Below are 25,765 nucleotides of genomic sequence, written 5' to 3'. Positions count from 1 at the left end.
ACCTCAAAAATCCCTCTATTTTATTTGCACTACTGTAACTCCCGTTCCACCTTCGCCATAGTTTCCAAGTCTAGAACCTTTTACATGAGGGTGTCTTCTTAACAGGTCAGTAATGGCACTTTTTAGTACTCCTGTTCCCTTACCATGAATAATAGTAACTTCATTTAGTCCACCAAGATAAACTTCATCTAAATACTTATCTACAGTGTAAATTGCTTCTTCTGCATCCATACCTCTTAAGTCCACAGAAGTTGCTACATTTTTAAGATTTAGCCTAGCTTCTCTTTTTTGCATTTTAGCTTTTTTCTTATCTTCTTGGTTTACCTTTGACTTTCTTAAATCAGAAAGTTTTACAGAAATTTTCATTATACCAGCTTGAACTTGCACCTCACCTTTATTGTCAGGTTTTGAAAGTACTATTACATTTTGATTTAAGGAAGGAAGATAAACGTCATCTCCCTCTCGAACTGTTTTTAGTTGTTCTCCTGTATACTCTTCTGACTTTTTCATGGAATCTTCCATGTTTTCAAGCCTATCCTTTATTTTTTTTCTTTCAGTTTCTAACATATTTCTAGCTTCTGAAGAATATCCTAGTTTTTCAAGATCTCTAATATTTTTAAGAATATTATCTGCCTCATCTTTAGCAGTTTTAATAAGCTGTTTTGCTTCCCTTTGAGCCTCATAAAGGGCATTTTCTCTATTTTTCTCAAACTTATATAATTTCTCTTCAAATCTTTCCTTAAGCTTCTCTGCATCCTTCTTTAATATTTCTGCAGCACGAGCATCATTTTCTGCTTTAATACTCTTTTGCTGAAGACTTTGAATTAAATCTTCAAATTTAAGACTTTCACTTGATATATTTTCTCTTGCAGAGCTTATAATATATTCTGGTAGACCTAGTCTTCTTGAAATTTCAAAGGCATTAGATTTACCTGGCACTCCGATTAAAAGATTATAAGTTGGTCTTAAGGTTTCCACGTTAAATTCCACAGAAGCATTTTCAACTCCCACAGTTTTTAGTGCATAACCTTTTAACTCACTATAGTGTGTGGTTGCTACAATTTTTGTATTTCTTCCTCTTAGGTTTTCAAGGATAGACACCGCAAGGGCTGCTCCCTCTGTTGGATCTGTTCCTGAACCCAATTCATCGAATAGAGCTAGGGTATTTTCATCTGCACCTTCAATAATTCCTACAATATTAGTCATATGAGAAGAGAAGGTAGATAGGCTTTGCTCTATACTTTGCTCATCTCCAATGTCTGCAAATACTTTATCAAAGAAGCTTACCACAGAACCAGCTCTTGCAGGAATTAAAATTCCACTCATAGCCATTAAGTGAATAAGTCCCACAGTTTTTAAAGTTACAGTTTTTCCTCCAGTATTTGGTCCAGTAATCACTAGAGAGGTAAATTCTCTTCCTAAATAAATGTTACTTGGTACCACTACCTTTTGATCTATCAATGGATGCCTTGCTTCAACTAAATCAATGATTCCCTTATCATTAACCTCAGGGCATATACAGTTAAGTTCACCAGCATACTTTGCTTTTGCAAAGATAAAGTCTAGTTCCCAAATTATATTTCCATTGTTTTCAACAATATCTACATTGGCAGTAACCTTTGATGAAAGTTCCCTTAGGATTCTTTCTATTTCTGCCTTTTCCTTAAGCATTAATTCTCTAATTTCATTATTAAGTTGAACTAAGCTCATTGGCTCAATAAATAAGGTTGCTCCAGAACCACTTTGGTCATGTACTAATCCCGGTACTTGATCCTTATATTCTGCTCTAACAGGAATAACATATCTATCTCCTCTAACGGTATATAAGTTTTCCTGTAAATATTTTGAGTTAGCTCTAACTAGTGATCCTACTTTATCTTTAACTGAAGAGCTTTTATCTCTTAAAGTTCTTCTAATACTATATAGCGCAGCACTTGCTCTATCTGAAATTTCCTCTTCACTTACAATGGCATTAAAAATTTCATCCTCAAGCTTTTTAAGTGGTACAAGTCCTATTATAATATCCTCAAGAACTCTATAGCCTTGCTCCTCTTCCTTATGAGCAATGTAATCCTTAAATAATCTTGCACATCTTAGCATGGATCCAATCCTTAAAAGTTCTCCTGGCATTAAGGCTGAACCCTTAGCTGCCCTTGAAATTCCTTCTCTTACATCATGAATTCCATCAAAGGGTGGCGCTCCTTTTAAGCTTGAAATTTCTAGAGCCTCCTTAGTTTCTTCTAGGTGCTCTTTCATTTCATAAAGATTTTTATAAGGCATTAAATTATCAACGATATCTTTTCCCGCAGAGGTTTTGGCGTACTTTTTTATACTTTCTTTAATTTTTCCGTATTCTAATACCTTTAAGGTCTTCTCGTTCATTCTTTCACCTGCTCTCTTTATTCTACTCCTCTTTTATAATGTCCTCTTGTGTATTCCTTATAGTCACCTTCATACTTCTCGTCCATAATCATCTTTAGTACTTCTTTTATTTTATTTTCATCCTCATCTATAAAGTCCACTCTAAAGAAATTAAATCCGTTCTTTTTAAGCTCCTTCATATGAGGCACTAAGTTTACAGGCACATGATTATAAATATGACTTCTGCAATACTTATCAGTTTTTAAAATGAATTCTTCACCCATTCTATCCCTTAAAGTAAAACTATCCCTTGCGCAATTAGCTCTGCAGCTCTTATTACTACTTTTTTCTCCAAAGGTGCTGCCGATAACGCAGTACTCACTTATCATTAGTTCATATTTTCCATAAAGAATAATTTGCATTGGCTTTTTCGTTTTTTCTGATAATTCCCTAAGTTCTCTTCCATTTAGCTCTACACTTAGGGCTGAAATATCCACATAGCCACTGTAAAAGTCATAGCTGTTATGATTAAATATATTTAATTTATAGTCTCCAATTATTGAAGTCCTATCTTTAAATCTATTAATAATTCCAAGATTTGCAGTGACAATCCCCTTAATATTACTTAAGTTTTCTTCCACTACCCTTGCAATTCCCTCAAATTCTTCTTTTATTATATTTGGTACCTTAATATAAATGTTATTATAATTTAACTCATTGATTTTTATATCATTGCCCATAGAAAATAAATCTAAGGCTAAAGCTATATTATTATATTTACTATTTAAATTTTCTTCTTCAATAAAGTTAATTACTGTATTATATTGCTCTGATGAAGAAACGCAGATTAATAAATCTGGAATTTCTTTGTGAGATTTTCCTCTATAGTTTTCCTCTACCCTTAATATATTTTCTTCACTTCTCTTATATCTTAAGGTTATGAAGCTGATAATTTTATCTATTAATTCTCTACGGACTAAATTAATCCCTGCTACGGGTAAAAATCCTTCCTGTAATTCCTTAAAGTCAACTTTACTTAGATTAAAAGGTGTATCCCCTAGCTTACTTAAGTTTTTAATTATACTTTCCTTATCCAAAGGCCTTTTTTGAGCTACCTGAACAATATCACCAGTTGATTCAAAGGTTTCTCCTTCATATTCAGCCTTTAGTTTAAAGGGCTCATTCACCTTAAATTCTACTTCTATATCTAGTGGAAGCTTCTTTTCGTATATATTTTCGTAAGCAGTAGAAAGCTCCTTCATAAGCTTTGTATCTGAGGTTACATAAAGCTCATCATTTGGCTTATATTTTTCTGGCTTGAGCTTTACTATGTCTCCTTTTTTAGCAAACTCCACTTTTTCTTTACCCTTTACTATGGAGGTTATATTAAAGCCTCCTTGGTTAATTCTAATTCCATCTCCAAGAGAAATGTCCTTAGATAAGGTTACAGACAAATCTTTATTTGCTTTTCCAAGGTATACTCCTGTATTTTTAGGAAAGTTATAAGCCATCATATCCTTGCCCACATTTCCACGAAGATAAGCTTTAGAAAAACCTTCTCTATTGAATAATTGAGTAAGAACTTCTTTATGACTACTGCTATCGTAGCCCTTTTCCTTATAAACACTTTCAAGGGCTTCTCTATAACTTGATACTACTCCAGCCACATATTCTGGCTTTTTCATTCTTCCTTCAATTTTTAGTGAAGAAGTATTGCTTTCTACTAAATCTTTAATTTCATCAATGGTGCACATATCCTTTGGACTTAGTAAGTACCCTTCTCTTGTTTCCTCATTTCCCTTATTAATAACTGTATAAGGTAATCTACAAGGCTGAGCACATCTTCCTCTATTTCCACTTCTTCCACCAATGACGCTACTCATAAGGCATTGTCCTGAATAACTTATACATAAAGCTCCATGAACAAAGACCTCTGTTTCCACACCTAAATCTGTAGAAATATATTTGATTTCCTTTAGACTTAATTCTCTTGAAAGTACTATTCTTTGAAACCCTAAATCTCTTAAAAACAAGGCACCTTCTCCATTGTGAATGGTCATTTGGGTTGAAGCATGTATTTCAAAATCCATCATAGAAGCTTTCACTAAGGTGAATAGTCCCATATCCTGAATTATTAATGCATCCACACCAATGGTATATAAATATTTAGCATACTCAAAGGCTTCCTTCATTTCATTTTCTTTTACTAAGGTATTTAGTGCAATATATACTTTTATTCCATAAAGATGGCAGTAATCCACTGCTCTAATTAAGTCTTCATCACTAAAATTACTTGCATAAGCTCTTGCTGAAAATTTTGTTCCTCCCATGTAAATAGCATCACAACCTGATTGCACTGCTGCATACATGCTCTCCAAGCTTCCGCCTGGTGCTAATAACTCTATTTTATTCATATTCATCTCTCCTATTGCCATACCTATAATTATACAATACTGTGAATATAAAACAAGGTAATGTACTTGTACAAATTATAGTAAAACTACCAAATAAGGCAGTCTCTTATAGTTTAATTTGGTTTTCTTCTTTAGTTTTAACCAACTTTTCTATTTAATGTACCTGTTTAAGGTTATACTCTGTTTTATATTTTTAATCATCTGTTTGCTCTGGTACATAATATAATTTGTTTTTTATTTCTATATATTGTTAGTTTAGCATTAATTTGTATATAATTGTATTACACTGTTGAAAAGTTTTATATAAGTTATTCTAAAGGAGATGTTTATCAATGTATGAATATAAGGTTTTCAGATGGAGATTTGATTTAAATACCCCAGAAGAACTTGAAATTACTTTAAATGATTATGCTAAGGAAGGCTGGAGATTATTTAATATCATGCCAAATGTTAAGGGAAGTGGCGGAGCTTTATTTTCCTCAGTAGATGGAAATGAAGCTACTATTGTTATGGAAAGAACTAAATAAGCTTACTCATAATAAATTCCTTTGCTTTTAATAAAATAACTAGAATAAAAAGGGACTGTCTCATAATGCATAAACTGCACTTGGAGAAGTCCCTTATCTAATTTATAATAAAATTTATTTTAAAATTAAATCTCTAGATAGTCTGCATTGTATATTAAAAATATTTGTATATACTAAGTTATTTGTTCTAACACAGCTACATTCTATTTCAAACATCTCATTCTCTTGAAAACTTATAACTCCAAATAGCTTTTATATATTTCCTCTATAGCCTTTTTCCAGGTGAAATTACCCTCTATATAATCCTTTAATTTACTGCTCTTTCTTTTTCCATACCCTTTAACAATTGCATCTTTAATACTGCTTTCATCATAAGGATTGCAATATATACCCATATCCTTAAAATACTCCCTTGATGCTCCTTCTTCTGTCACTACAATATTAGTGCCACTGGCTGCTGCTTCTAAGGAAGAAAGACTGGTTACCTCTGCAAAACTTGGAAGCACATGAACCTTTGCAAACTTATAAGCATTATACACATTGTAACTATCCATAAAGCCTAAATACTTTACATTATCATATTGTAAACATTTTCTTAAATAAACTTTTTCAGCAACAGGCCCAATTAAAACTAGGGTTATCCCTAGTTCATGACATAACTTACTTAGGGTGAGCTGATTTTTAGCAGCACATATTCTTCCAACAGAAACCACATACTTATCTAGGCTATATCTTTCTTTAAAATTATATAATGGTATATCTTCATATTCTAAATCAACTCCATTATGAATAACCCTAAACTTATCGCCTAGATCAAAATCCTTTAGCAAAGCATCCTTTTCATAATGGCTATTGCATATTATTAGCTTGCTCCTGTTTAGCAGTTCTTCTCTGTATGTTTTGCAATTATTCCACAGTCTCAATCTGTCAATATCTTCAATATGGGTGTAAAATTTACTCATGTTGAAATAAAAAGGAGATACTACAAGCTTATTTTTATAGCTACTAGCCCCTTTAAAATGTTTATAAGAATCAAAAATACTTTTTATATCAAACAAATGGACAATATCATAACTGCTATAATCATAATCATCATCACTGCAGGCTATATCTACCCTTATTCCTAAATCCTTTAAGTAATCATATATCTTAAGCAGAATAGTTGTGTCTCCTGCAGTATTTTTCAGATAATCCCCTCTTGCACATAGTAATACCTTCATTCCATATCCCCCTAGTAATCTACCTTTAAGATATAACTATGCCAGTTGGTTTTTAATTATCACAATTACAAAACAAAATGCACAGAAAAACACCATTTAAGGCATTTTTCCATGCATCTATTTTAAGAAGGGAATTTTTTTATGCTTTTCATGTAAAATTTCGATATTTTTAACTTCAACTTCCTTGAGAAGGTCTTTTATCTTTCTGTTCTTATCACAAACTTCATCACCGAGTCTTCTTTTTTCTGAAAACAACATTTTATTATAGGTTGCATTTCTCTCGTTTTCTTCTTTCAGCTTTTGATTTTCTTCTTGAACTTCTTTAACTATGGCTTTCATTATATCCATTTGTTCGCTCATGCTTTTTAATTCTTCCTTAAGAGAATCCTGCTGTAAGTTTTCTGAATTACTTAATTTTGACTCAAGATCCACCTTCTGCATAGAAATTCCCTCTAAAGCAGCTTTTAATCTCTCTATTTCTGATATTAAACTCTTTTGTTCATTAAGTAAAGTTTTATAATTCTCATTAAGTCTTTCATAGGCTTCTCTACTCTTAAAAGACTCATCCCCAAGATTCAATGCAGCAAGAATTGTTGCATCTGGGCGACTTATTTTTGGATTATTTTCCATTAGAGTGGATATTTTTTTATCCACATAACGAGCTACCATATGTAAATAAGCATCATTTTCTTCTGCTTTAAGATTATACTCCATTCCATTTATCCTAACAGTAATAATGTTCACAAAAACACCCTCTTAAATATATAGTTAACTATATTCTAACATAGAAAGTATTTTTATTGAACTATAATTATAGTAAAATCTACAAAAACTACTTAAGTTTTATATAATTTTTAATGAATATTAAAGATTTCCTTCATATATGCCCTAATTTTAATCATTATATTTAAAATATAATAACAAAACCCTAGAATATCTAAAATGCCTTTTTTATGTTGCATTTTATAATTTTCTAGGGTTTTAATGTAACACTTTAAATTAACTTAAATCAATTTACATAAGAATTTATAACTTTCCATATAAAATACTAATTACATTTGTCTAAGTTCAGCTCCAAGCTTATGCTCAAGACTTCTTAATATCTTATCATGAACCTTGGCAACTTCATTATCTGTTAAAGTTTTTTCACTATTTCTATACACTATTGAGTAAGCGATACTCTTTTTACCTTCTGGGATTTGTTTACCCTTGTAAACGTCAAAGAGCTTAACGCTTTCAAGAATTCCCCCACCTTGCTTTTTAATAGTGTCTTCTATATCTTGCACTAGTACTTCATCCTCTACAAGAAGCGCTATATCTCTAGTAACTGCTGGGAATTTAGGAAGAGCCTTATACTTTCTGTCCATCTTTGAATTCTTCATTAATAAGTCTAAGTTTAGCTCTGCAATGAAACATCTTACATCCATACCATAGTTATTAGCCACATCTGGGTGCATTTCTCCTAAAGCTCCAATATAATCCTTACCTACATAAAGAGCTGCAGTTTTTCCAGGATGGAAACTTGGGTTACTACTTTCTCTTTTAAAGGATGGATTATTTATTCCTAAGGAATGTAGTATATTTTCCACAACTCCTTTAAGCTCTAAATAATCTAAATTACCATACATGCCTAAAGTTACTATATTTCTCTCCTCTGGTAATTTGTTTTCATCTTCATTTTTTATATAAACCTTACCAATTTCAAAAAGCATGGCTTCTTCATTACTCTTTGCATAATTTCTTCCTAGAGATTCCATCATGGATGCTAGGGTTGTAGTTCTCATGATTTTAAAATCTTCTCCTAGTGGATTTCTAATTTCCACTGCATTTCTTAACCTGCTATCCTCTGGGAATAGTAATTTATCAAATATTTTAGTACTTACAAAAGAATAGCTGATGGATTGATTTAACCCACTATTTACAAGAGTGTTTACTACCTTATCTTCAAGGCTTTGCTTTAAAGATTTTCCACCCTTTGTAGTGTCACAGCTTGCTAGAGTTGATTTAAAGTTATTATATCCATAAATTCTTGCTATTTCCTCAGCAATATCCTCTTTTATATTTAAATCACTTCTAAAAGTTGGGCATTCTACAATAAGCATATCGCCAGATATAGTTGTGTTTAAATCTAAACTATCTAAGTATTTTTTCATATCTTCCTTAGATATATTGCTTCCTAAAAATTTATTTACCCAAACTGAGTCAACTTCTAAGAAATGTGATTTTTTAGGGTTGGGATAAATATCTATAACCCCTTCCATCACTTCTCCTGCTCCTAGTTCCTGTATTAAAGCACAAGTTCTTTTCATAGCTACTTCTACTAGGTTTGGATCTAAATCCTTTTCAAATTTAGAGGAAGCTTCAGTTCTTAAACCTAATTTTTTAGAAGAATTTCTAATATTAGTTCCATCAAAATTAGCAAACTCAAGTACTACCATAGTGGTATCTTCCTTAACCTCAGAGTTAAGACCTCCCATTATACCTGCAAGGCCTATGGTTTTCTCTCCATCTTTTATATTTAATACATTGTTATCTAAAGTTCTTTCAACTTCATCTAAGGTAGTGAATTTTTCTCCCTCTTCAGCTCTTTCAACTACAATAGTGTTAGTAGTTATTTCTCTTACGTCAAAAGCATGCATTGGCTGACCAAGCTCTATCATAACAAAGTTAGTTATATCCACTATGTTGTTTATTGGTCTTATATCCGCTTCAAGAAGTCTTTCTTGCAGCCATTGTGGTGATGGAGCTATTTTAATATTCTTAACGCCTTTAAGCATATATCTTCTGCATAATTCATCTTTAATCTCAACTTTATAGCTAGCAGTTACATCTTCTTTGCAAGCAGCTGTAAAGGTTGTGTTTGGCATGTTATAAGTTGTTCCTAGAGTTGCTGCTGTTTCCCTTGCCATACCTACTACACTTAAGCAGTCTGGTCTATTCGAAGTTATTTCAAAATCAATTACTGCACTTTGAAGATTTAAAACTTCTTTAATATCCTTTCCTATTGGAGTATCTTGTGGCAATATCATTAAGCCGTGAACTGGCTCATCTCCTGCTATGCCTAGTTCTTCTTCAGAACAGAACATACCATTAGACACTACTCCTCTTAGTTTTCCTTTTTTGATTTTTAATCCACCGTGTAAGGTTGAGCCATGTAATGCCACGGGAATTATATCTTGTTCCTTCATATTTTTCGCAGCAGTAACAATTTGAATAGGTTCTTCTTTATTAATATCTACTTGACATACTACTAAAGCATCTGCATCTGGATGCTTTTCAATTTTTGTTATTTTTCCCGTAACTACATTGGAGATTTCATCTCCTGAAGTAATTAACTCCTCAACCTTTGACCCTGATAAAGTTAGGGCATCCGCTAATTCCTTTGGTGAAACTTTTATATCAACATAATCTTTAAGCCATTTAACTGGAACCTTCATGTTTCTTCCTCCTTTAATTTAAGTAATTTTTTTAATTAGGGCATCTTTAAAAAATAAATAAGTCAGTGTCCTAGTCGGCATAAGCTTACTTGTGAACACAAGGCTTGCTTATGAACACAAGACTTGTTTGTGAACTTAAAATATCCTTAACCTCTTTAACTTATTATTTATTTTCATATGCCTAAAATTGATCTAAGAATCTCATATCACTTTCGTATAAAAGTCTTATATCATCTATTCCATACTTTAACATTGTAATTCTATCTAAGCCAAATCCAAAGGCAAAGCCACTGTAAACCTCAGGGTCTATTCCACAATTTCTTAAAACGTTAGGATGTACCATACCACAGCCTAAAAGTTCTATCCAACCGCTACCCTTACATACTTTACAACCTTCTCCCATGCATACAAAACAAGTAGCATCAAGTTCTGCTGAAGGCTCCGTGAATGGGAAATGATGTGGTCTAAATTTAGTTTTCATCTCATCTCCAAACATTTTTTGTGTAAACATTTCTAGAGTACCCTTTAAGTCAGCAAAGGTAACTCCTTTATCTATAACTAAGCCTTCAATTTGATAAAATATTGGTGAGTGCGTTGCATCAACTGCATCTGAACGATACACTTTTCCTGGTGCTATCATCTTTATTGGTGGCTTTTGATTTTCCATAGTTCTAATTTGTATTGGAGAAGTCTGTGTTCTTAACACCATGTTATCATTAATATAAAAAGTGTCTTGTTCGCCTCTTGCTGGGTGGTCCTTTGGAATATTTAAAGCCTCAAAGTTATAGTAATCATACTCTACCTCTGGTCCTTCCTCTATAGAAAAGCCCATAGATAAAAATATATCATTTATTCTTTCAAGGGTTAAATCTATAGGATGTCTTTTTCCTATAACCTGTTTTTTCCCAGGCATAGAAATATCTATAATTTCGCTCTTAAGTCTTTCCTCTTTTTCTTTGTTTTTCATATCTTCCATTTTAGCAGTTATTTCATTTTCTAGAGCTTCTCTAACCTCATTTGCTACTTTTCCTACTAAGGGTCTCTCCTCAGCAGATAACTTACCCATACCTCTTAATATTGCAGTAAGTTCTCCCTTTTTACCTAAATACTTAACTCTAATATTCTCTAATTCTGCTTTTTCATTTACCTTACTTAATTCTTCTAAAGCAGAAACTTTTATAGCTTCCAATTGCTCTTTCATTTCCTTTTCTCCCTTCATAAATAATTATTTTATGTATTAAGTATCTGCAACAAATAACAAGCATACTGACTTATTCATTTTTTGAAGACACCTTACTTAAATTGTTAACAAATATAAATGATTTAGTACCTGACTGTGTATTATTTTCATAAATAGACTTCTAGTTAAAACATCTAATTTTACCCCTCATTAAATGCCACTGAGCATGTGAAAAGTTTTCCTTCAGAATACTCCTAAATAAGATATCATCTTTAGAATATCACTTTTAAAGAAATCTTATAGATAAATCAACTTCAAGTTAACTTACAAAAAAATAAAAACCGCCCCTGAAAAGGGACGGAAAATCCGCGGTACCACCCTAATTGGACTTTAAACAAAGACCCACTTAGCTTTTTTATCGACCATTAGCCGCCAACTACTACTACTATTTCATAGTTAGAACTCAAGAGTGAACTTCAGTATATATTCCCAAAAGAAGGCTTGCAGTCTACGACCTTCTCTCCCTGATTGCTTCTACATACTTACTCTCTCTATCATAGTTTAATTTATTTATAATATTTCATAGACTTTTACTCTAAGCTTTAAAAGCTTAGAAAAACAACTTAGATTATTATGTAAGCAATAAGCTTAATTTAGCTTCTATAGTTTAAACTTTAAAAGCTTTTAACCTTCATAATTGTTTCTCTATATTATACATACTTTACTCACAAATATCAAGTTATTTATAAGTATGGATTTAATTAACTATTTATGGATTTTTGCCTTACTCCTTCATATATCATTATTGAAGCTGCCACTGCTGCATTTAGGGATTCCGCTCCACCAGGCATTGGTATTTTAACTTTTATATCACTGATATTATAGAGTTCCTCACTTATTCCATTACCTTCATTTCCAACAGAAATAATTAAGCTTTCATTAAAATCAATGTCATAAAAGTTATACTCTGTATCTAGGGAGCTACATACTAATTTGTATCCATTATCTTTTAGTTCCTTTGTAAAAGATAAATCCAAATCTTCTATGATTGGAATGTTAAAAATTGACCCCATGGTAGATCTTAGGGTTTTTTCATTATACAAATCCACAGTACCCTTTGTTAGAATCACTCCACTACACTCTGCCGCATGAGCGGTTCTTATAATCGTTCCCAAGTTTCCAGGATCTTGAATTTTATCTACTAAAACATAAGTTCCTTTATCTTTATGAACTTTTTTAGCATCCATTTTTACTAAAGCTAAAACTCCCTGAGGGTTATCTGTACAACTTATAGTTTTAAAAATTCCTTCAGTAACTTGAATTAGCTTTGTTTCTTTCTTAATGTGGCTATCTATGAAATACTCCTGAAACTTTGACAATGAATTTTCACTTATAAATATACTTTCAATTGAAAAGGAGGATTTTAATGCTTCCTCTAAGAATCTAAATCCTTCTATTATAAATAATCCCTTTTCATTTCTGTACTTTTTTTCCTTTAACTTTTTAGTTTCTTTAATGAGATTATTATCTTTGCTGGTTATTAGTTGCAAAACAACCTCCCCTTACCTAACTAGAGTTTCTATATTATTTAATTCTTGAGTACCACCAATTGCTACTATAATGTCTCCTGGCAACACAACTTCATCTGGTGATGGAGAAACATCTATTTCATTGCTTCTTTTTATTGCCACTACATTTATTCCATAGGTAGCTCTAAGATTCAACTCTATTAAGCTGCGGTTTTCCCAGTCACTTGGAGCAGCAATTTCAGCAATACTAAAATCTGGTGAAAGCTCTATATAATCTAGTATATTTGAAGAACATAGATTATGTGCAACTCTTACTCCCATGTCTCTTTCAGGGAATATAACTCTATTAGCACCTATTTTATAAAGCACCTTTGCATGTAAGGCATCATTTGCTTTAGTAATTATATGCTTAACACCCATTTCCTTTACTAACAATGTAGCTAAAATACTTGCTTGAATATCGGAACCAATACTTATAATTGCTACATCAAAGTTGCTAATTCCTAACGCCCTTAAGCTATTTTCATCATTTGCATCTAATTGAACTGCATGTGTAACTCTTTCTGATATATTCTGAACTATTTCTTCATCTGAATCCACAGCAAGAACATCATTTCCTAACCCATATAGGGTTTCCGCCACAGAAGTACCAAATCTTCCTAATCCAATAACTATAAATTGTTTTTTCCTCACTGTTAACACCTTCTCTTCTATCCAACTAAAATTTTATCTTCAGGGTATCTAATAGAATTTCCCCTATCATGTTTTCGTATAGTCATAGCTACTGCTATAGTTAGTGGACCAACTCTACCTGCATACATTGTTAATGCAACTATTATCTTTCCAAAGGTAGTAAGTTTTTGGGTTAACCCTAAGCTCAACCCTACGGTACCAAAACCTGAAGTAGCTTCATATAAGTAATACTCAAAAGGCATTCCACTTCCTCTTTCTGTAAAGGATAATATCATGGTTACGGCAAATACAATGCCCAACCCTATAATAGTTACAGCAAGTGCCTTATAAACTATATCTTTGCTTACTCTTCTTTTAAAGTATTCCGTATCTTCTCTTCCTCTTATAACAGATACCACAGTCATTAATAAAATACCAAAGGTAGAGGTCTTAATCCCTCCAGCTGTAGACCCTGGCGACCCACCTATAAACATAAGTATAATAGTCAAAAGAATTGATGCTGAAGTCATGGCTGAAAGGTTTATCGAGTTAACTCCTGCAGTTCTTGGTGTTATAGAAGCTAAAATTGAGGATAAGACTTTTCCTTTTAAGCTCATAGGCTCCATAGTTCCAGGATTGTTATATTCAAATATGAAGAATAATACAGCTCCAGATACAATTAAGATAGATGTCATTGATATTACTACTTTTGAATGAAGTGAAAACCTTTTAATCTTTTTATAATGGTATATTTCATCCCAAACAATGAATCCTAATCCTCCAATTGCAATTAAAGAGGAGGTGGTTAATATTACAACTGAATTGTTATAGTACTCAGTTAAACTTTTAAACTCCCCCATTACATCAAAACCTGCATTACAGAAAAATGAAACCGCATGAAATATACTATAATATATTCCTTTTCCAATTCCAAAGTCAGGTATAAATTGGGTTGAAAATAAAATAGCACCTGCTAACTCTACAGAAAATGTAAAGACCAAGATATATTTTACTAGTTTAACCACACCTTGCAAGGAATTTAAATTAAGGGATTCCTGCATTACTAATCTTTCTCTTAATGTAATTTTTTTACCAATAATTAGTGAAAGTAAAGTGGCGAAGGACATAAAGCCTAATCCCCCAATTTGTATTAGCAACATAATTACTGTTTTTCCGAAATAAGTCCAATGAGTTCCTGTATCTACAGTTACTAACCCTGTCACACAAACCGCTGATGTAGCAGTAAAAAGACAATCTATAAAAGGTGTAAACTCACCACTTACAGCAGATATTGGTAAAGTTAGTAAGGTTGCTCCAATTAAAATTGTTAAGGCAAATCCAATTACCACTATCTGAACAGGAGTAAATTTAAACTTTCTTAGACTATCTTTTAGTTTAATTTCCAAAGAAAACACCTCTAATCATTCCTAATGTCTAAAGTATATAACTAATATATACCTGTTATTTACAATTGTACATAGACTTTATTAAATTTAACAAACTTAACAATTCTTGCGATATGTGTAAACCTATTAAAAAAATGTGTTTAACTTATCTCTCAAAGTTGAACTACTATTTGCTAGTTTAACTAAGCCTTTTTTTCCTATTGTAAAATTAGTATTTCCAAAAAAAAATTATATAAAGCAAAAATGCAGCCAAAGGCTACATTTTATGTATATATAACTAATTATTCTATTATATATTAAGCTTCTAATTGCTTCTTAGCTACTTCAACTAATTCAGCAAATGCTTTTGGATCATTTATAGCTATTTCAGAAAGCATTTTTCTGTTGATATCTATTCCAGCAAGTTTCATTCCATTCATGAATCTTGAGTATGAAAGACCATTTAGTCTAGTACCAGCATTAATTCTAGCTATCCATAGTTTTCTGAAGTCTCTCTTTTTTAATTTTCTTCCAACATAAGCATTTCTTAGTGCTCTTATAACTGACTCATTAGCAGTTTTAAATAACTTGCTTTTTCCACCGTAGTATCCTTTTGCAAGTTTTAATATTTTTTTATGTTTTTTACGAGCGTTGATTGCTCTCTTTACTCTTGCCATTTATCATTACCTCCTAGACAATTCCTATTATAAGTATGGTAGTAATTTTTTCATTACTTTTTCTTGAGAAGCTGAAACATATCCTGTTTTTCTAAGGTTTCTCTTAGTTTTTGAGCTTTTCTTAGTTAATATATGGCGTTTGAAAGCTTTCGCTCTTTTTAACTTACCTGTTCCTGTCTTCTTGAATCTTTTAGCTGCACCTCTATGAGTTTTCATTTTTGGCATAATAAAGTCCTCCTCTCAGTTATGCTCTTTTTGGAGCTAATATCATTATCATATTTCTACCTTCTTGTCTTGCTGGCTTTTCTACTATGAAAATGTCACCAATTTTTTCAACAAAAAGATCTAATATCTTACGTCCCACATGTGAGTTTTCAATTTCTCTTCCTCTAAATCTCACAGTAATTTTAACTTTGTCTCCATCAGTTAAAAATTTCTTTGCATTATTTGCTTTAATTTCAATATCATGCTCTTCAATTGTAGCACTCAATCTAATTTCTTTAATTGTAATAACCTTTTGCTTTTTCTTAGCTTCCTTGTCTTTCTTCTGCTGCTCATAAATGAATTTTCCAAAATCCATTATTTTACAAACAGGTGGAGCTGCATTTGGTGATATTGCAACTAAATCAAGCTCTTTTTCTTCTGCCATCCTAAGTGCCTCTTTTGTTGGAAGAATTCCAAGTTGTTCTCCATCAGCACCGATAACTCTAATTTCTTTTTCCCTTATTTCTTCATTCATCATGAAGTCTTTATTTTTGCTAATAACATTCACCTCCAGGTGTATTTAGAAAAATATATAAAATAAAAAGGACGACAAACGCCGTCCAATTGTTACTTTTTAACAAATTCATCTTTAACCTTACTAGCATAACTGTAAGGTGAGAAACGGCAGTTCCTACTTAAATCATTCAGTATTATGTTTAATTTTTTTCTCAACAAAGGTAATTATACTACTATATTACTTCAATGTCAATAGTACTTTAAGCTAAATCTTAGCTTTACTTCTTAAGGCTTCACACTGTTTGCAATCATTACAGTAGCTCACCCTATTCTCAAATACATTTTTTATAGTTTCAATTAATTCTTTGTTAATACAGTTATGAACTGAGTGTATGATAACTCTTTGTGGCGCTGTTGTTATAAGACCACTTATTATCAAATCTTCTGAAGTTACCTTAGCAGTATACTTTGTTTCATACAATTCGTCAATTAAATTATTTAATATATCATTACCAAATTCATCCTTAACGATATAGTCTCCTTTTTCATCTATCATTATATGAACTTCCTGAAGCTTACTCTCCTGAACCTCAACAAAGTACTTCAATAATTTAATAAATTCGTTATACTCCTTTTCAACCATGTATTTTTCTACCACTTTTTCAACGATACTTTCTAAGTCTTCTTTAAAATCTTTCATTCGAAAAGTTAATAAGCCTTGCACATTCACTTCATTATTTTCTTCCAGGCACTGCACAATCTTTTCAATAACATTGTTCTTCCTATTCATAAAATATATTACTGTCTCATCTACTTTTTCATCTTCATCCCTTAAGGCCCTATAGACCATTTCCTTTAAGGCTTTTATATCATCAAATTTCAAAAAAGGAAAGCTCTCCGTTAATAATTTTCCTATGTTATTCTTATAGAATTCATCTATTATTACCTTATATAGTACATTTCCTAGATGTAAATTTATTAGCTTTATCATCTTATTGTCATATTTTTTATCATCACCTTGTATCTTTATTAACTGTTTTCCCTGTTCAAAACTTACTGACATATCTAAGGTTACATTCTTCTTGTTAAAATATGTTATCATATCCTTAATATCTTCTACCATATAATCTCTATTACTATTATCTATTAATTCCAATAGTAGCATGTAGTTCACCCCTTTTTACCCACTTTAGTGGATTTTATCCTTTGAACTTCTTTCAAGCTATAATCAAATTTAACTTTAAGAATGTTACTTAAACGTTTTTTTGACACATGATTTAACCTATTTTATATTTTATTATGTGTTTTAATAAAATGTATATTCATTATATTGAAAACAATTGTCGACAGTGCCATAATAATATGTGGAACAATTTGTAGAAAATTATTTTTCATGATAATAATGGCAACTTTGCGTAAAATACACTTAGATTAATTGTTTAAGGATGGAAAAATTACTGAAGGAAGTGAAACTATTGAAATATGCCTTTGTAGATTATAGGATTTCCTGCCAAGAAAAATATAACTTAGAAAACTTAGGTTGCACCGTGATAATTTGCCCTCCTTCAGCTTTACTATATCCAGCTATTTGTGGTCATCCAGATATTCTTATACATTTGCTTAATGATGATAAAATCCTTGTTCATAAGGATATAGATGAAAGTTTTATACAACTATTGAAAAAAATAAATTTAAACATTGAATACACTGTTAACTCTTTAAATAAAAGTTATCCTTATGATATATGTTTAAATGCTGTTAGCTTAAAGGACTATTTTATTCACAATTTGAATTTTACAGATAAAACTCTTTTAGCTAATTTTTCCTCAAAAAAACTTATAAATGTAAAACAAGGCTATACCAAATGTTCTACCGCAATAATAAATGATAACGCTATTATAACTTCTGATTTATCCATAGCTAAAGCCCTTGAAAAAGAACCTATTGACGTTCTTTTATTACCCCCTGGCGATATACTTCTCCCTGGACTTAATTATGGTTTCATAGGAGGAACCTGTGGAAAATTAGAGGATACTATAGTTTTTTATGGAACCTTAGAGAAGTATAAATACGGAAGTTTAGTATTAGATTTTTTGCATAAGCATAAAGTGAAGCCTTTTTATTTAAGTGATAGCCCCTTAATAGATAGAGGTAGTATATTGATCCTATAAAAAATCTTACTAAAAAAGATGATCATCTTCTTTTAGTAAGATTTTCTTTATAATATAGAATTTAGTGCTACTTATTATAGTTTTTTAACAACTTATCATATAGGAAACACTGCATTTAAAACTACAAAAAACAAAAAAGCATTGCTAATGCAATGCTTTTTTGGAGGCGCCACCCAGATTTGAACTGGGGATAAAGGCTTTGCAGGCCTCTGCCTTACCACTTGGCTATGGCGCCACATGGAGCGGAAGACGAGATTCGAACTCGCGACGTTCACCTTGGCAAGGTGACGCTCTACCACTGAGCCACTCCCGCACATGTTGGTGGCTCGAGCAGGAATCGAACCAGCGACACGAGGATTTTCAGTCCTCTGCTCTACCGACTGAGCTATCGAGCCTTGTTTTATTAAGTTAATGGCGACCCAGAAGGGACTCGAACCCTCGACCTCCGGCGTGACAGGCCGGCACTCTAACCAACTGAGCCACTGGGCCATATATGGTGGTCGCAACAGGGATCGAACCTGTGACCCTCTGCTTGTAAGGCAGATGCTCTCCCAGCTGAGCTATGCGACCAATTCTTCCAACATGTATTATTATAATACTTAATTAATTTTGTGTCAACAGTTTTTTTATTGTCTCAAACTGTTTCTTGGCACATATATAATATACAAAACTTATACTCCTCTGTCAACAGTTATTTGACCTATTCTTCCAAAATATCATGTATTCTCTTTTATTTCCTATTAATTTCTCAACTTTACTACATAGCATCTTTTTTTGCATCTCTATTAAAATTTCAGCTTTCATTTCCAATAACTTAAGTAATGGAAAATACAACTCTTCATAATAAACCAAATTTTCCTTCCTTAAATTTATTTGTGGAATTATTAAATAAACTACTCCTTGGAAGTCACATACCACCTCAATATTAAGGATAGTAAATGGCAAGATTTAAAGTATTAGTTTCTTATAAATCAACCATTACAATTATCGATTGCAACTGCACTGATAAATTATATCCATAAATAATAAAAATCTTTTTATATAGAATGTAATAAAGAGATTACACTTCCAACAAACCTACTTTTTCATTCTCTTTCCTATAAATTATTTTAAATTCGCTCAGTAATGTAGAAATTCTATTGCAACTTATATATAAAAATAAGTCCCGTTAGTAACACCACAGCTACCAACAGAACTTATTAATCTAAAATTAATTAAAGTAAATAATAGTTAACTATTTTAAAGGTTTCTTAATTTAATTCCTTTAATAAGCTACCTATATTTTCATTAGTGAACAAATATGCTTTATTGCAAAAATGACATAACAACTCTTCACTCTTACCTTCTTCATGTAACTCTTGAAGATCTTTTTTCCCTATGCTTATCAGTGCTCTTTCTACTCTTTCTCTTGAACAATCACATTTATACTCTGGTGTTAATTCCTCATGTATTTTTAAATCCATATCCTCAAAAATATATTTCAATATATCTTCTATAGACATACCTTCAGAAATCATAGAAGTTATAGATGGCACCTCTTGAAGTCTGTAGGATAATATATCTGCTACAAATTCTGATGCTCCTGGCATCATTTGAATTATAAACCCACCAGCTGCCTTTATAGTTAAATCCGTATCCACTAGTACTCCTAAGGCTACCGCAGATGGAGTTTGTTCTGAAACCGTAAAGTAGTAAGCTAAATCATCCCCAATTTCACCTGTTTGAATAGGCACTTGACCTATATAGGGTTCTTTAAGTCCCATATCTCTTATAACCTTCAAATATCCATTGATGCCAATAGCTCCACCCACATCTAACTTACCAATAGAATTTAAAGGTAAGTCAACCTCAGGATTACCTATATATCCCTTTACATTAGCATCTGAATGCGCTGTAACAATAACTCCTTTAGCTTCACCGCCTCCAGAAATTTGAATCGTTAAGCTGTCCTTTTCATTTTTTAAAAGTGCTCCCATTAAACTTCCCGCAGTTAACATTCTTCCCAATGCTGCAGCAGCTGTTGGTGTACATTTATGAATTTCCATAGCTTCTTGAACTAAACTTGTAGTAGTTGCACCTATAATTCTTATGTCTCCATTTTGAGCAGTAGCTCTAACCAACTTATCCATATGTTATTACCTTCTTCCTAGAACATATACTATTCTCTCTGTATTTTTCTTTATATTATTGTTTTTATAATCATCTAATTTTTCTATGATTCGAAAACCTATATGTTGTAAAACTTCTTCTAAGTACTCTTCACTATAGATTTTCTCCCTATGATGTTCATCAAACCTTCTATAAACTTGTCCTTCTTTTATAAAGAAAGTGAGGTACATATTTATAGTTTCATTTTCAATTTCATTTTCCCAAATATAAACTACTTTATCATTATCATAATTGAAAGTATTCTCCCCTAAAACTTCTAACAACTTATACTGAGAGTTTATATCAAAGATAAAAAGTCCTTCATCTTTTAAATGCTGATAAACTGAAGTAAAGTAATTAATTAAATCCTGTTTCTCCAAAATATAATTAGTTGAATCTAATGCACAAGTTATTAAATCAAATTTCTTTCTTAAATTCAGTTCACAAATATTTTGACATATGACCTTAGCTCTTACATGGTTGTTTCTAAGCTTATCTTCAGCTATTGATAGCATTTCCTCTGATAAATCTACAGCAGTGGTAGTTTTAAAAAACTTGCCTACCTCTACAGTTAAATTTCCAGTTCCACAAGCTAAATCTAAATAATCTCTTTTTGTTAACCCCACTTTATCACAAAGACCTGTTATAACCTCGGCCCAAGACTTATAATCTACATCTCCATGTATAAGCTCATCATAAACATCTGCAAACTCATTGTAACATTCCATAAAATCACCTAACTTATCCTTCTACAAATCTATAAATCATCTTAATAGAGCCCTCATAAAGAGTATTGAAGTAAATATGTATATAACACCTAAATATCTTATTAATGTTAATTAAAAGGCCCAGTTTTATAATCTCTTACATGAATTATATCACTAACATATTTTACATTAAAATAATAGTTTTGTCTAAATCTTTTATAACATATCTTTGTTTTTAGGCATATTCAACAGTTTTTTCTTTTTAGTCATTAATCCACCAATTCTTCCTGTTTCTTCTGCTGTAAGTCCACTCCACCCTAATTCTCTAACTTTATCTATAAGTCCTAATTCCTCTGCAATTTCATATTTAATTTCTTCTCTCATTTTTTCTTGGGGAGTTAATTCTCTATTGCTTTTTAGCTTTGATTTAATCACCTTTTTTAGTGGTGTTTTTCCCATAGTACCCCTCCTTATTTATATTACTATTTTCTACAAGGAGAAGTTTTTTATTCATTAAAAAACATTTAAAGATTTAAGTTTCAGAAAGTATAATATGCAACTCCTCTCTGGCCTCAATTACTTGAATTTTTACATATATTTTGAGATATTGCAATTCCACGGCCTTACAGAAATTTTGCTATGGCAGAAAAAATTAGAATTTCCTATATAAAAATAAGAGCAGTATAACTTGAGTTATACTGCTCCTAATTAAATTATTCTCTTCCTTCAGTGTAAGTGTATTTTAAGTCAAGTGCTCCAAAAGTTGGTGACATGTAATTTTTAATATATTTTCTTACGAAAGTATTTTTAAATCTCCAAACTCCTGGGCTGATTACGCCATCTTCAAACACTAATAATTTTTCTGCTTCTTTGAACTTCTCTAATCTCTTAGCTGGGTCTATAGAGTTACCTGCTTCTTTGATTAGACTGTCATACTTCTCACTCTTCCAACCTGTATTGCAGATTCCTGCCTCTGACATGAACATATCAAAGAAGGTGTTAGGGTCATTATAGTCAGCACCCCAAGCTTGACCAGCAATTTGGTAATCTCCCTCATCTGTTCTCTTTTGGAAAACTGCCCACTCAGCATAGTCACACTCTATATTAACTCCAAGCGCTTTACTATAGTTTTGTTGATCAAACTCAGCAAACTCTTTAGCTCTAGCATCAGTTCCTGATTGTAAAACCTTAAATGTATGTTTAGCTGGATCTGGGTCTAAACCTAATTCTTTTAATCCTTCAATTAATAAAGCTTTAGGATCTGAATTAGCTTTCTTTAATTCCTCAACTGGTAGATATGTTGCTGTTTCTCTGTAGTCTTTTCCATCAATTTGAATTGCTGGAGGACACCATGCATTAGCTGGCTCTGCAAGTCCTCTGAATAAAGTTGATGCTGTACCTGCTCTATCATTAGCAATTATAAATGCTTTTCTTATTTTCGCATTAGCAAAATATTTATCTTTTTGGTTAAAGAAAGTATAGGTAGCCGATCCATCATATCCTTTTTTAACCTCGAACTTACCAGTTTGGTTAAACTTTTCAACCCATTCTTGTTTAGTTACCGCAGCAGCATCTAATGAACCATTGTATAATTCATTCATTCTTGCTGTTTCTTCTTTTATGATTTTCATAGTAGCTTTTTCAAGCTTTACATTTTCTGCATCCCAATAATCTTTATTCTTAACTAATTCTACTTTATTGTTGTGTACCCACTCAGAAATGATGAAAGGACCTGAAAATACCATAGTATCTACTTCACTACCATATTTATCACCATGTTTTTCTATGATATCTTTTCTTTGTGGTTCCATTACTTTGAAATATGTTAAATCTAAGAAATATGCACAAGGTGAAGCCAAAGTAAACTCTATAGTTTTTTCATCTATAGCTTTAACTCCTAAATCTTCTGCTTTTGCTTTTCCTGTATTGAATTCATTAGCATTCTTGATTGGGAATAATAAGAACGCATATTGTGAACCAGTTTTTTGATCAAGGGTTCTTGTGATACCGTATACAAATTGCTCTGCAGTAACAGCTTGACCATCGCTCCACTTCATATCTCTTAATGTGAAAGTCCATTTTAATCCATCCTCAGATTTTTTCCACTCTTTAGCAGCACCCGGCTTTATAACATCCTTTCCATCTTTACCAACTTCAAGTCTTGTTAACGCCTCCATAGTGTTTGCAAGAACTTGAGAAGAATATAAATCAGTTGCTTTAGATGGGTCTAAAGTTTTTGGTTCTGCACCTAAAACTACATTTAAATATTGCTCCTTGTCCATTTTTACGGCTTGAGCGTTTTCTCCTGACTTCTCTCCTTCTGCTTTTTTATCATCTTTTCCACCACAACCAGTTAAGGCTACTGATGCAATCATAGATGATGCTAGTAATACAGATAAAAGTTTTCTGCTTTTCATAAAAAAATCCCCCTTCTTATTGTTTCTTTCTAATAAAAACTCTTTTGTAAAATTGAGTTTTTCTTACACATTGAAACTAAATATTAGAAATTATAAAATCTTTAAGCAGTCCCCTTGTTGCTTTTATAAATGAAAATTCAAGATTTTTATAATTTTCTGTTATTTATATCATATACTTCATTTTTTTAAAAATCAATAAGGTTTAAATGAAAACTTAGTGTATCCAATTCACATTTTATTATTATTTTTAAATATTTATTAATATATGATTTTTTTGAAAAATTACTGCAATTTTTACCTCTTATCACCACCGTAATTAAAAAAAACAGCGAAAAAAAGTAGTACAATTTTTATTGTACTACTTTTAAATATTTCATATTAATTTACATCTGAACTAATAAATACTACTCTCTACCTTCAGTATAAGTGTATTTTAAATCAAGGTTTCCAAAAGTAGGAGACATGTAGTTTTTAACATACTTTCTAACATAAGTGTTCTTAAATCTCCAAACCCCTGGGCTTATTACTGCATCATCATAAACAAGGATTTTTTCAGCTTGTTTAAATATGTCTGTTCTCTTAGCAGGATCTATAGTATTAGCTGCTTCTTTGATTAAGTTGTCATACTTATCACTCTTCCAGTTAGTAGGAGCTATACCTGCATTAGACATAAACATATCAAAGAATGTGTTTGGATCATTGTAGTCAGCACTCCAACCTTGAGAAGCCATTTGATAATCAAATTCATCAGTTCTCTTTTGGAATATAGCCCATTCAACATACTCACACTCTATATTTACTCCAAGAGCTGTTTTATAGTTTTGTTGAGCAAACTCAGCGAACTCTTTTGATTTTGCATCTGTTCCAGATTGTAAATATTTGAAGGTATGCTTAGTTGGATCTGGATCTAAGCCTAATTCTTTTAGTCCTTCAACTAGAAGGGCTTTTGCATCTTTATTTTCGTTCTTCAAATCCTCAATTGGTTTATATGATATTTTTTCTCTATAATCCTTACCATCTATTTGAATAGCTGGTGGACACCATGCTGTTGCTGGTTCTGCTAAATTTTTATATAATGAAGAAACTTTTCCTGTTCTATCCTCAGCTATTAAGAAAGCTTTTCTAATTTTAGCATTAGCAAAATACTTATCCTTTTGATTGAAGAATGTGTAAGTTGCTGATGAGTCATAACCCTTTTTAACATCAAACTTTTTAGTATCATCAAACTTTTGAATCCACTCAGGTTTTGTAACAGCTGCAGTATCTAAAGAACCATTAAGTAATTCATTCATTCTTGAAGTTTCTTCTTTTATTATTTTCATTGTAGCTTTTTCAAGCTTAACATTTGCATTATCCCAGTACTCTTTATTTTTAACTAATTCAACTTTGTTATTATGAACCCATTCAGTAATTGAATATGGACCACTAAACACCATTGTATTTGGTTCTGTACCATACTTATCACCATGTTGCTCAATTATATCTTTTCTTTGTGGCTCCATAACTTTGAAATATGTTAAATCAAGGAAGTAAGCACATGGAGAAGAAAGTGTAAACTCTAATGTCTTTTCATCTACTGCTTTAACTCCAACATCTTCAGCTTTAGCCTTTCCAGTGTTAAATTCTTGAGCATTTTTTATTGGGTATAGTAGGAATGCATATTGTGAACCCGTTTCTTTAGCTAAAGTTCTTTGTATACCATAAACAAACTGTTCTGCTGTTATTGGTTTACCATCACTCCATTTTGCATCTCTTAGAGTAAATGTCCATTTTAATCCATCATCAGACTTTTTCCATTCTTTAGCTGCACCTGGTTTTATAACATCTTTTCCATCCTTGTCAACTTCAAGTCTTGTTAACGCTTCCATAACATTTACTAGAACTTGTGAAGAATATAAATCTGTTGCCTTAGATGGGTCCAAAGTTTTTGGTTCTTGTCCTAACACAACATTTAAATATTGCTCTTTGTCCATTTTTGATGCTTCTGCTGGTTTGTCGCCATCAGCTGGTTTTTTGTCGTCTCCTTTTGATCCACACCCAACTAATGCAATCGAAGCCACCATTGATGAAGCCAATAATGCAGCTAATAATTTTTTACTTTTCACAGATAATCCCCCTTTTTTGTTTAGCTCGGTCATTTAACCTATGCTCCATTTATTAATCTTCCTAATACATAATTTCATAAATTTAGGATTTAATA

The 25,765-nt window shown here is 31.8% G+C and carries 20 protein-coding genes, 5 tRNA genes and 1 other annotated feature; of the genes, 2 read left to right on the top strand and 23 right to left on the bottom strand.

Annotated elements, in window-relative coordinates:
• Nucleotides 1-15 precede the first annotated feature (15 nt).
• Together B3040_RS08065 and B3040_RS08060 are read right to left on the bottom strand one after the other, a co-directional pair.
• Nucleotides 16-2,382, bottom strand: a complete 2,367-nt coding sequence (locus B3040_RS08065; protein ID WP_291571992.1) for an endonuclease MutS2 — start codon at nt 2,380-2,382, stop codon at nt 16-18.
• 17 nt (nt 2,383-2,399) lie between these two features.
• Nucleotides 2,400-4,775 (bottom strand): U32 family peptidase, encoded by a 2,376-nt coding sequence (locus B3040_RS08060; protein WP_291571991.1) that lies wholly within the window; start codon nt 4,773-4,775, stop codon nt 2,400-2,402.
• Between the two features lie 332 nt (nt 4,776-5,107).
• Here B3040_RS08060 and B3040_RS08055 point away from each other — a divergent pair, with 332 nt between their 5' ends.
• A complete protein-coding gene (locus tag B3040_RS08055) occupies nt 5,108-5,302 on the top strand; it encodes a DUF4177 domain-containing protein (RefSeq protein WP_291571989.1) in 195 nt (64 codons plus the stop codon).
• A 233-nt stretch (nt 5,303-5,535) separates the two neighbouring features.
• Here the strand turns inward: B3040_RS08055 and B3040_RS08050 are convergent, their stop codons facing one another.
• From B3040_RS08050 to ytxC, 11 genes are all read right to left on the bottom strand, one after another.
• A complete protein-coding gene (locus B3040_RS08050; protein WP_291571988.1) occupies nt 5,536-6,522 on the bottom strand; it encodes a glycosyltransferase family 4 protein in 987 nt (328 codons plus the stop codon).
• A gap of 117 nt (nt 6,523-6,639) precedes the next feature.
• Nucleotides 6,640-7,266, bottom strand: a complete 627-nt coding sequence (zapA, locus tag B3040_RS08045; RefSeq protein WP_291571985.1) for a cell division protein ZapA — start codon at nt 7,264-7,266, stop codon at nt 6,640-6,642.
• Nucleotides 7,267-7,574: 308 nt separating this feature from the next.
• Nucleotides 7,575-9,959 carry a phenylalanine--tRNA ligase subunit beta gene (pheT, locus tag B3040_RS08040; RefSeq protein WP_291571983.1) on the bottom strand — a complete coding sequence of 795 codons (2,385 nt, stop codon included), beginning with the start codon at nt 9,957-9,959 and terminating at the stop codon, nt 7,575-7,577.
• A gap of 181 nt (nt 9,960-10,140) precedes the next feature.
• Nucleotides 10,141-11,160: a phenylalanine--tRNA ligase subunit alpha gene (pheS, locus tag B3040_RS08035; RefSeq protein WP_291571981.1), complete on the bottom strand. Its 1,020-nt coding sequence runs from the start codon at nt 11,158-11,160 to the stop codon at nt 10,141-10,143.
• Between the two features lie 329 nt (nt 11,161-11,489).
• Nucleotides 11,490-11,706, bottom strand: a binding site (T-box leader).
• Between the two features lie 194 nt (nt 11,707-11,900).
• Nucleotides 11,901-12,689 (bottom strand): TrmH family RNA methyltransferase, encoded by a 789-nt coding sequence (locus B3040_RS08030; protein ID WP_291571980.1) that lies wholly within the window; start codon nt 12,687-12,689, stop codon nt 11,901-11,903.
• Between the two features lie 12 nt (nt 12,690-12,701).
• A complete protein-coding gene (locus tag B3040_RS08025; protein ID WP_291571977.1) occupies nt 12,702-13,361 on the bottom strand; it encodes a potassium channel family protein in 660 nt (219 codons plus the stop codon).
• Nucleotides 13,362-13,378: 17 nt separating this feature from the next.
• Entirely contained in the window at nt 13,379-14,746 is a 1,368-nt protein-coding gene (locus tag B3040_RS08020) for a TrkH family potassium uptake protein (RefSeq protein ID WP_291571975.1), read from the bottom strand.
• A gap of 296 nt (nt 14,747-15,042) precedes the next feature.
• The gene (gene rplT, locus B3040_RS08015) at nt 15,043-15,402 is read right to left on the bottom strand and encodes a 50S ribosomal protein L20 (RefSeq protein WP_291571973.1); all 360 of its coding nucleotides are present in this window, start codon (nt 15,400-15,402) and stop codon (nt 15,043-15,045) included.
• Nucleotides 15,403-15,429: 27 nt separating this feature from the next.
• Nucleotides 15,430-15,627 (bottom strand): 50S ribosomal protein L35, encoded by a 198-nt coding sequence (gene rpmI / locus B3040_RS08010; RefSeq protein WP_017414706.1) that lies wholly within the window; start codon nt 15,625-15,627, stop codon nt 15,430-15,432.
• Between the two features lie 19 nt (nt 15,628-15,646).
• Nucleotides 15,647-16,174 (bottom strand): translation initiation factor IF-3, encoded by a 528-nt coding sequence (infC, locus tag B3040_RS08005; RefSeq protein WP_291571970.1) that lies wholly within the window; start codon nt 16,172-16,174, stop codon nt 15,647-15,649.
• 213 nt (nt 16,175-16,387) lie between these two features.
• Nucleotides 16,388-17,287 (bottom strand): putative sporulation protein YtxC, encoded by a 900-nt coding sequence (ytxC, locus tag B3040_RS08000; RefSeq protein ID WP_291571967.1) that lies wholly within the window; start codon nt 17,285-17,287, stop codon nt 16,388-16,390.
• A 310-nt stretch (nt 17,288-17,597) separates the two neighbouring features.
• Between ytxC and B3040_RS07995 the strand changes: the two genes are divergently transcribed.
• A complete protein-coding gene (locus tag B3040_RS07995) occupies nt 17,598-18,293 on the top strand; it encodes a DUF6873 family GME fold protein (RefSeq protein WP_291572033.1) in 696 nt (231 codons plus the stop codon).
• A gap of 161 nt (nt 18,294-18,454) precedes the next feature.
• Here B3040_RS07995 and B3040_RS07990 read toward each other — a convergent pair.
• The 10 genes from B3040_RS07990 to B3040_RS07945 all read right to left on the bottom strand — a co-directional run bounded on the left by B3040_RS07990 (nt 18,455) and on the right by B3040_RS07945 (nt 25,670).
• Nucleotides 18,455-18,528: transfer RNA gene (locus B3040_RS07990), tRNA-Cys, on the bottom strand.
• Nucleotides 18,529-18,531: 3 nt separating this feature from the next.
• Nucleotides 18,532-18,606: transfer RNA gene (locus tag B3040_RS07985), tRNA-Gly, on the bottom strand.
• A gap of 6 nt (nt 18,607-18,612) precedes the next feature.
• Nucleotides 18,613-18,688: transfer RNA gene (locus B3040_RS07980), tRNA-Phe, on the bottom strand.
• Nucleotides 18,689-18,705: 17 nt separating this feature from the next.
• A tRNA-Asp gene (locus tag B3040_RS07975) sits at nt 18,706-18,782 on the bottom strand.
• Between the two features lie 5 nt (nt 18,783-18,787).
• Nucleotides 18,788-18,863 (bottom strand) — tRNA-Val (locus B3040_RS07970).
• Between the two features lie 680 nt (nt 18,864-19,543).
• Entirely contained in the window at nt 19,544-20,422 is an 879-nt protein-coding gene (gene hslO, locus B3040_RS07965) for an Hsp33 family molecular chaperone HslO (protein WP_291571965.1), read from the bottom strand.
• 6 nt (nt 20,423-20,428) lie between these two features.
• Nucleotides 20,429-21,169, bottom strand: coding sequence for a class I SAM-dependent DNA methyltransferase (locus B3040_RS07960; RefSeq protein WP_291571964.1), 741 nt, complete (start codon nt 21,167-21,169; stop codon nt 20,429-20,431).
• A 195-nt stretch (nt 21,170-21,364) separates the two neighbouring features.
• Nucleotides 21,365-21,607, bottom strand: coding sequence for a small, acid-soluble spore protein, alpha/beta type (locus tag B3040_RS07955; RefSeq protein ID WP_291571962.1), 243 nt, complete (start codon nt 21,605-21,607; stop codon nt 21,365-21,367).
• A gap of 254 nt (nt 21,608-21,861) precedes the next feature.
• The gene (locus B3040_RS07950; protein ID WP_291571960.1) at nt 21,862-23,565 is read right to left on the bottom strand and encodes a peptide ABC transporter substrate-binding protein; all 1,704 of its coding nucleotides are present in this window, start codon (nt 23,563-23,565) and stop codon (nt 21,862-21,864) included.
• A gap of 404 nt (nt 23,566-23,969) precedes the next feature.
• On the bottom strand, nt 23,970-25,670 hold the full coding sequence (locus tag B3040_RS07945; protein ID WP_291571958.1) for a peptide ABC transporter substrate-binding protein: 1,701 nt from the start codon (nt 25,668-25,670) through the stop codon (nt 23,970-23,972).
• Between the last annotated feature and the right edge of the window lie 95 nt (nt 25,671-25,765).

Origin of the sequence: Clostridium sp. UBA4548 (assembly GCF_002387895.1) — a bacterium.
Classification (GTDB): domain Bacteria; phylum Bacillota; class Clostridia; order Clostridiales; family Clostridiaceae; genus Clostridium_J.
The sequence above is the reverse complement of the archived record's forward strand: the minus strand, read 5'-3'. Positions and strand labels throughout refer to the sequence as shown.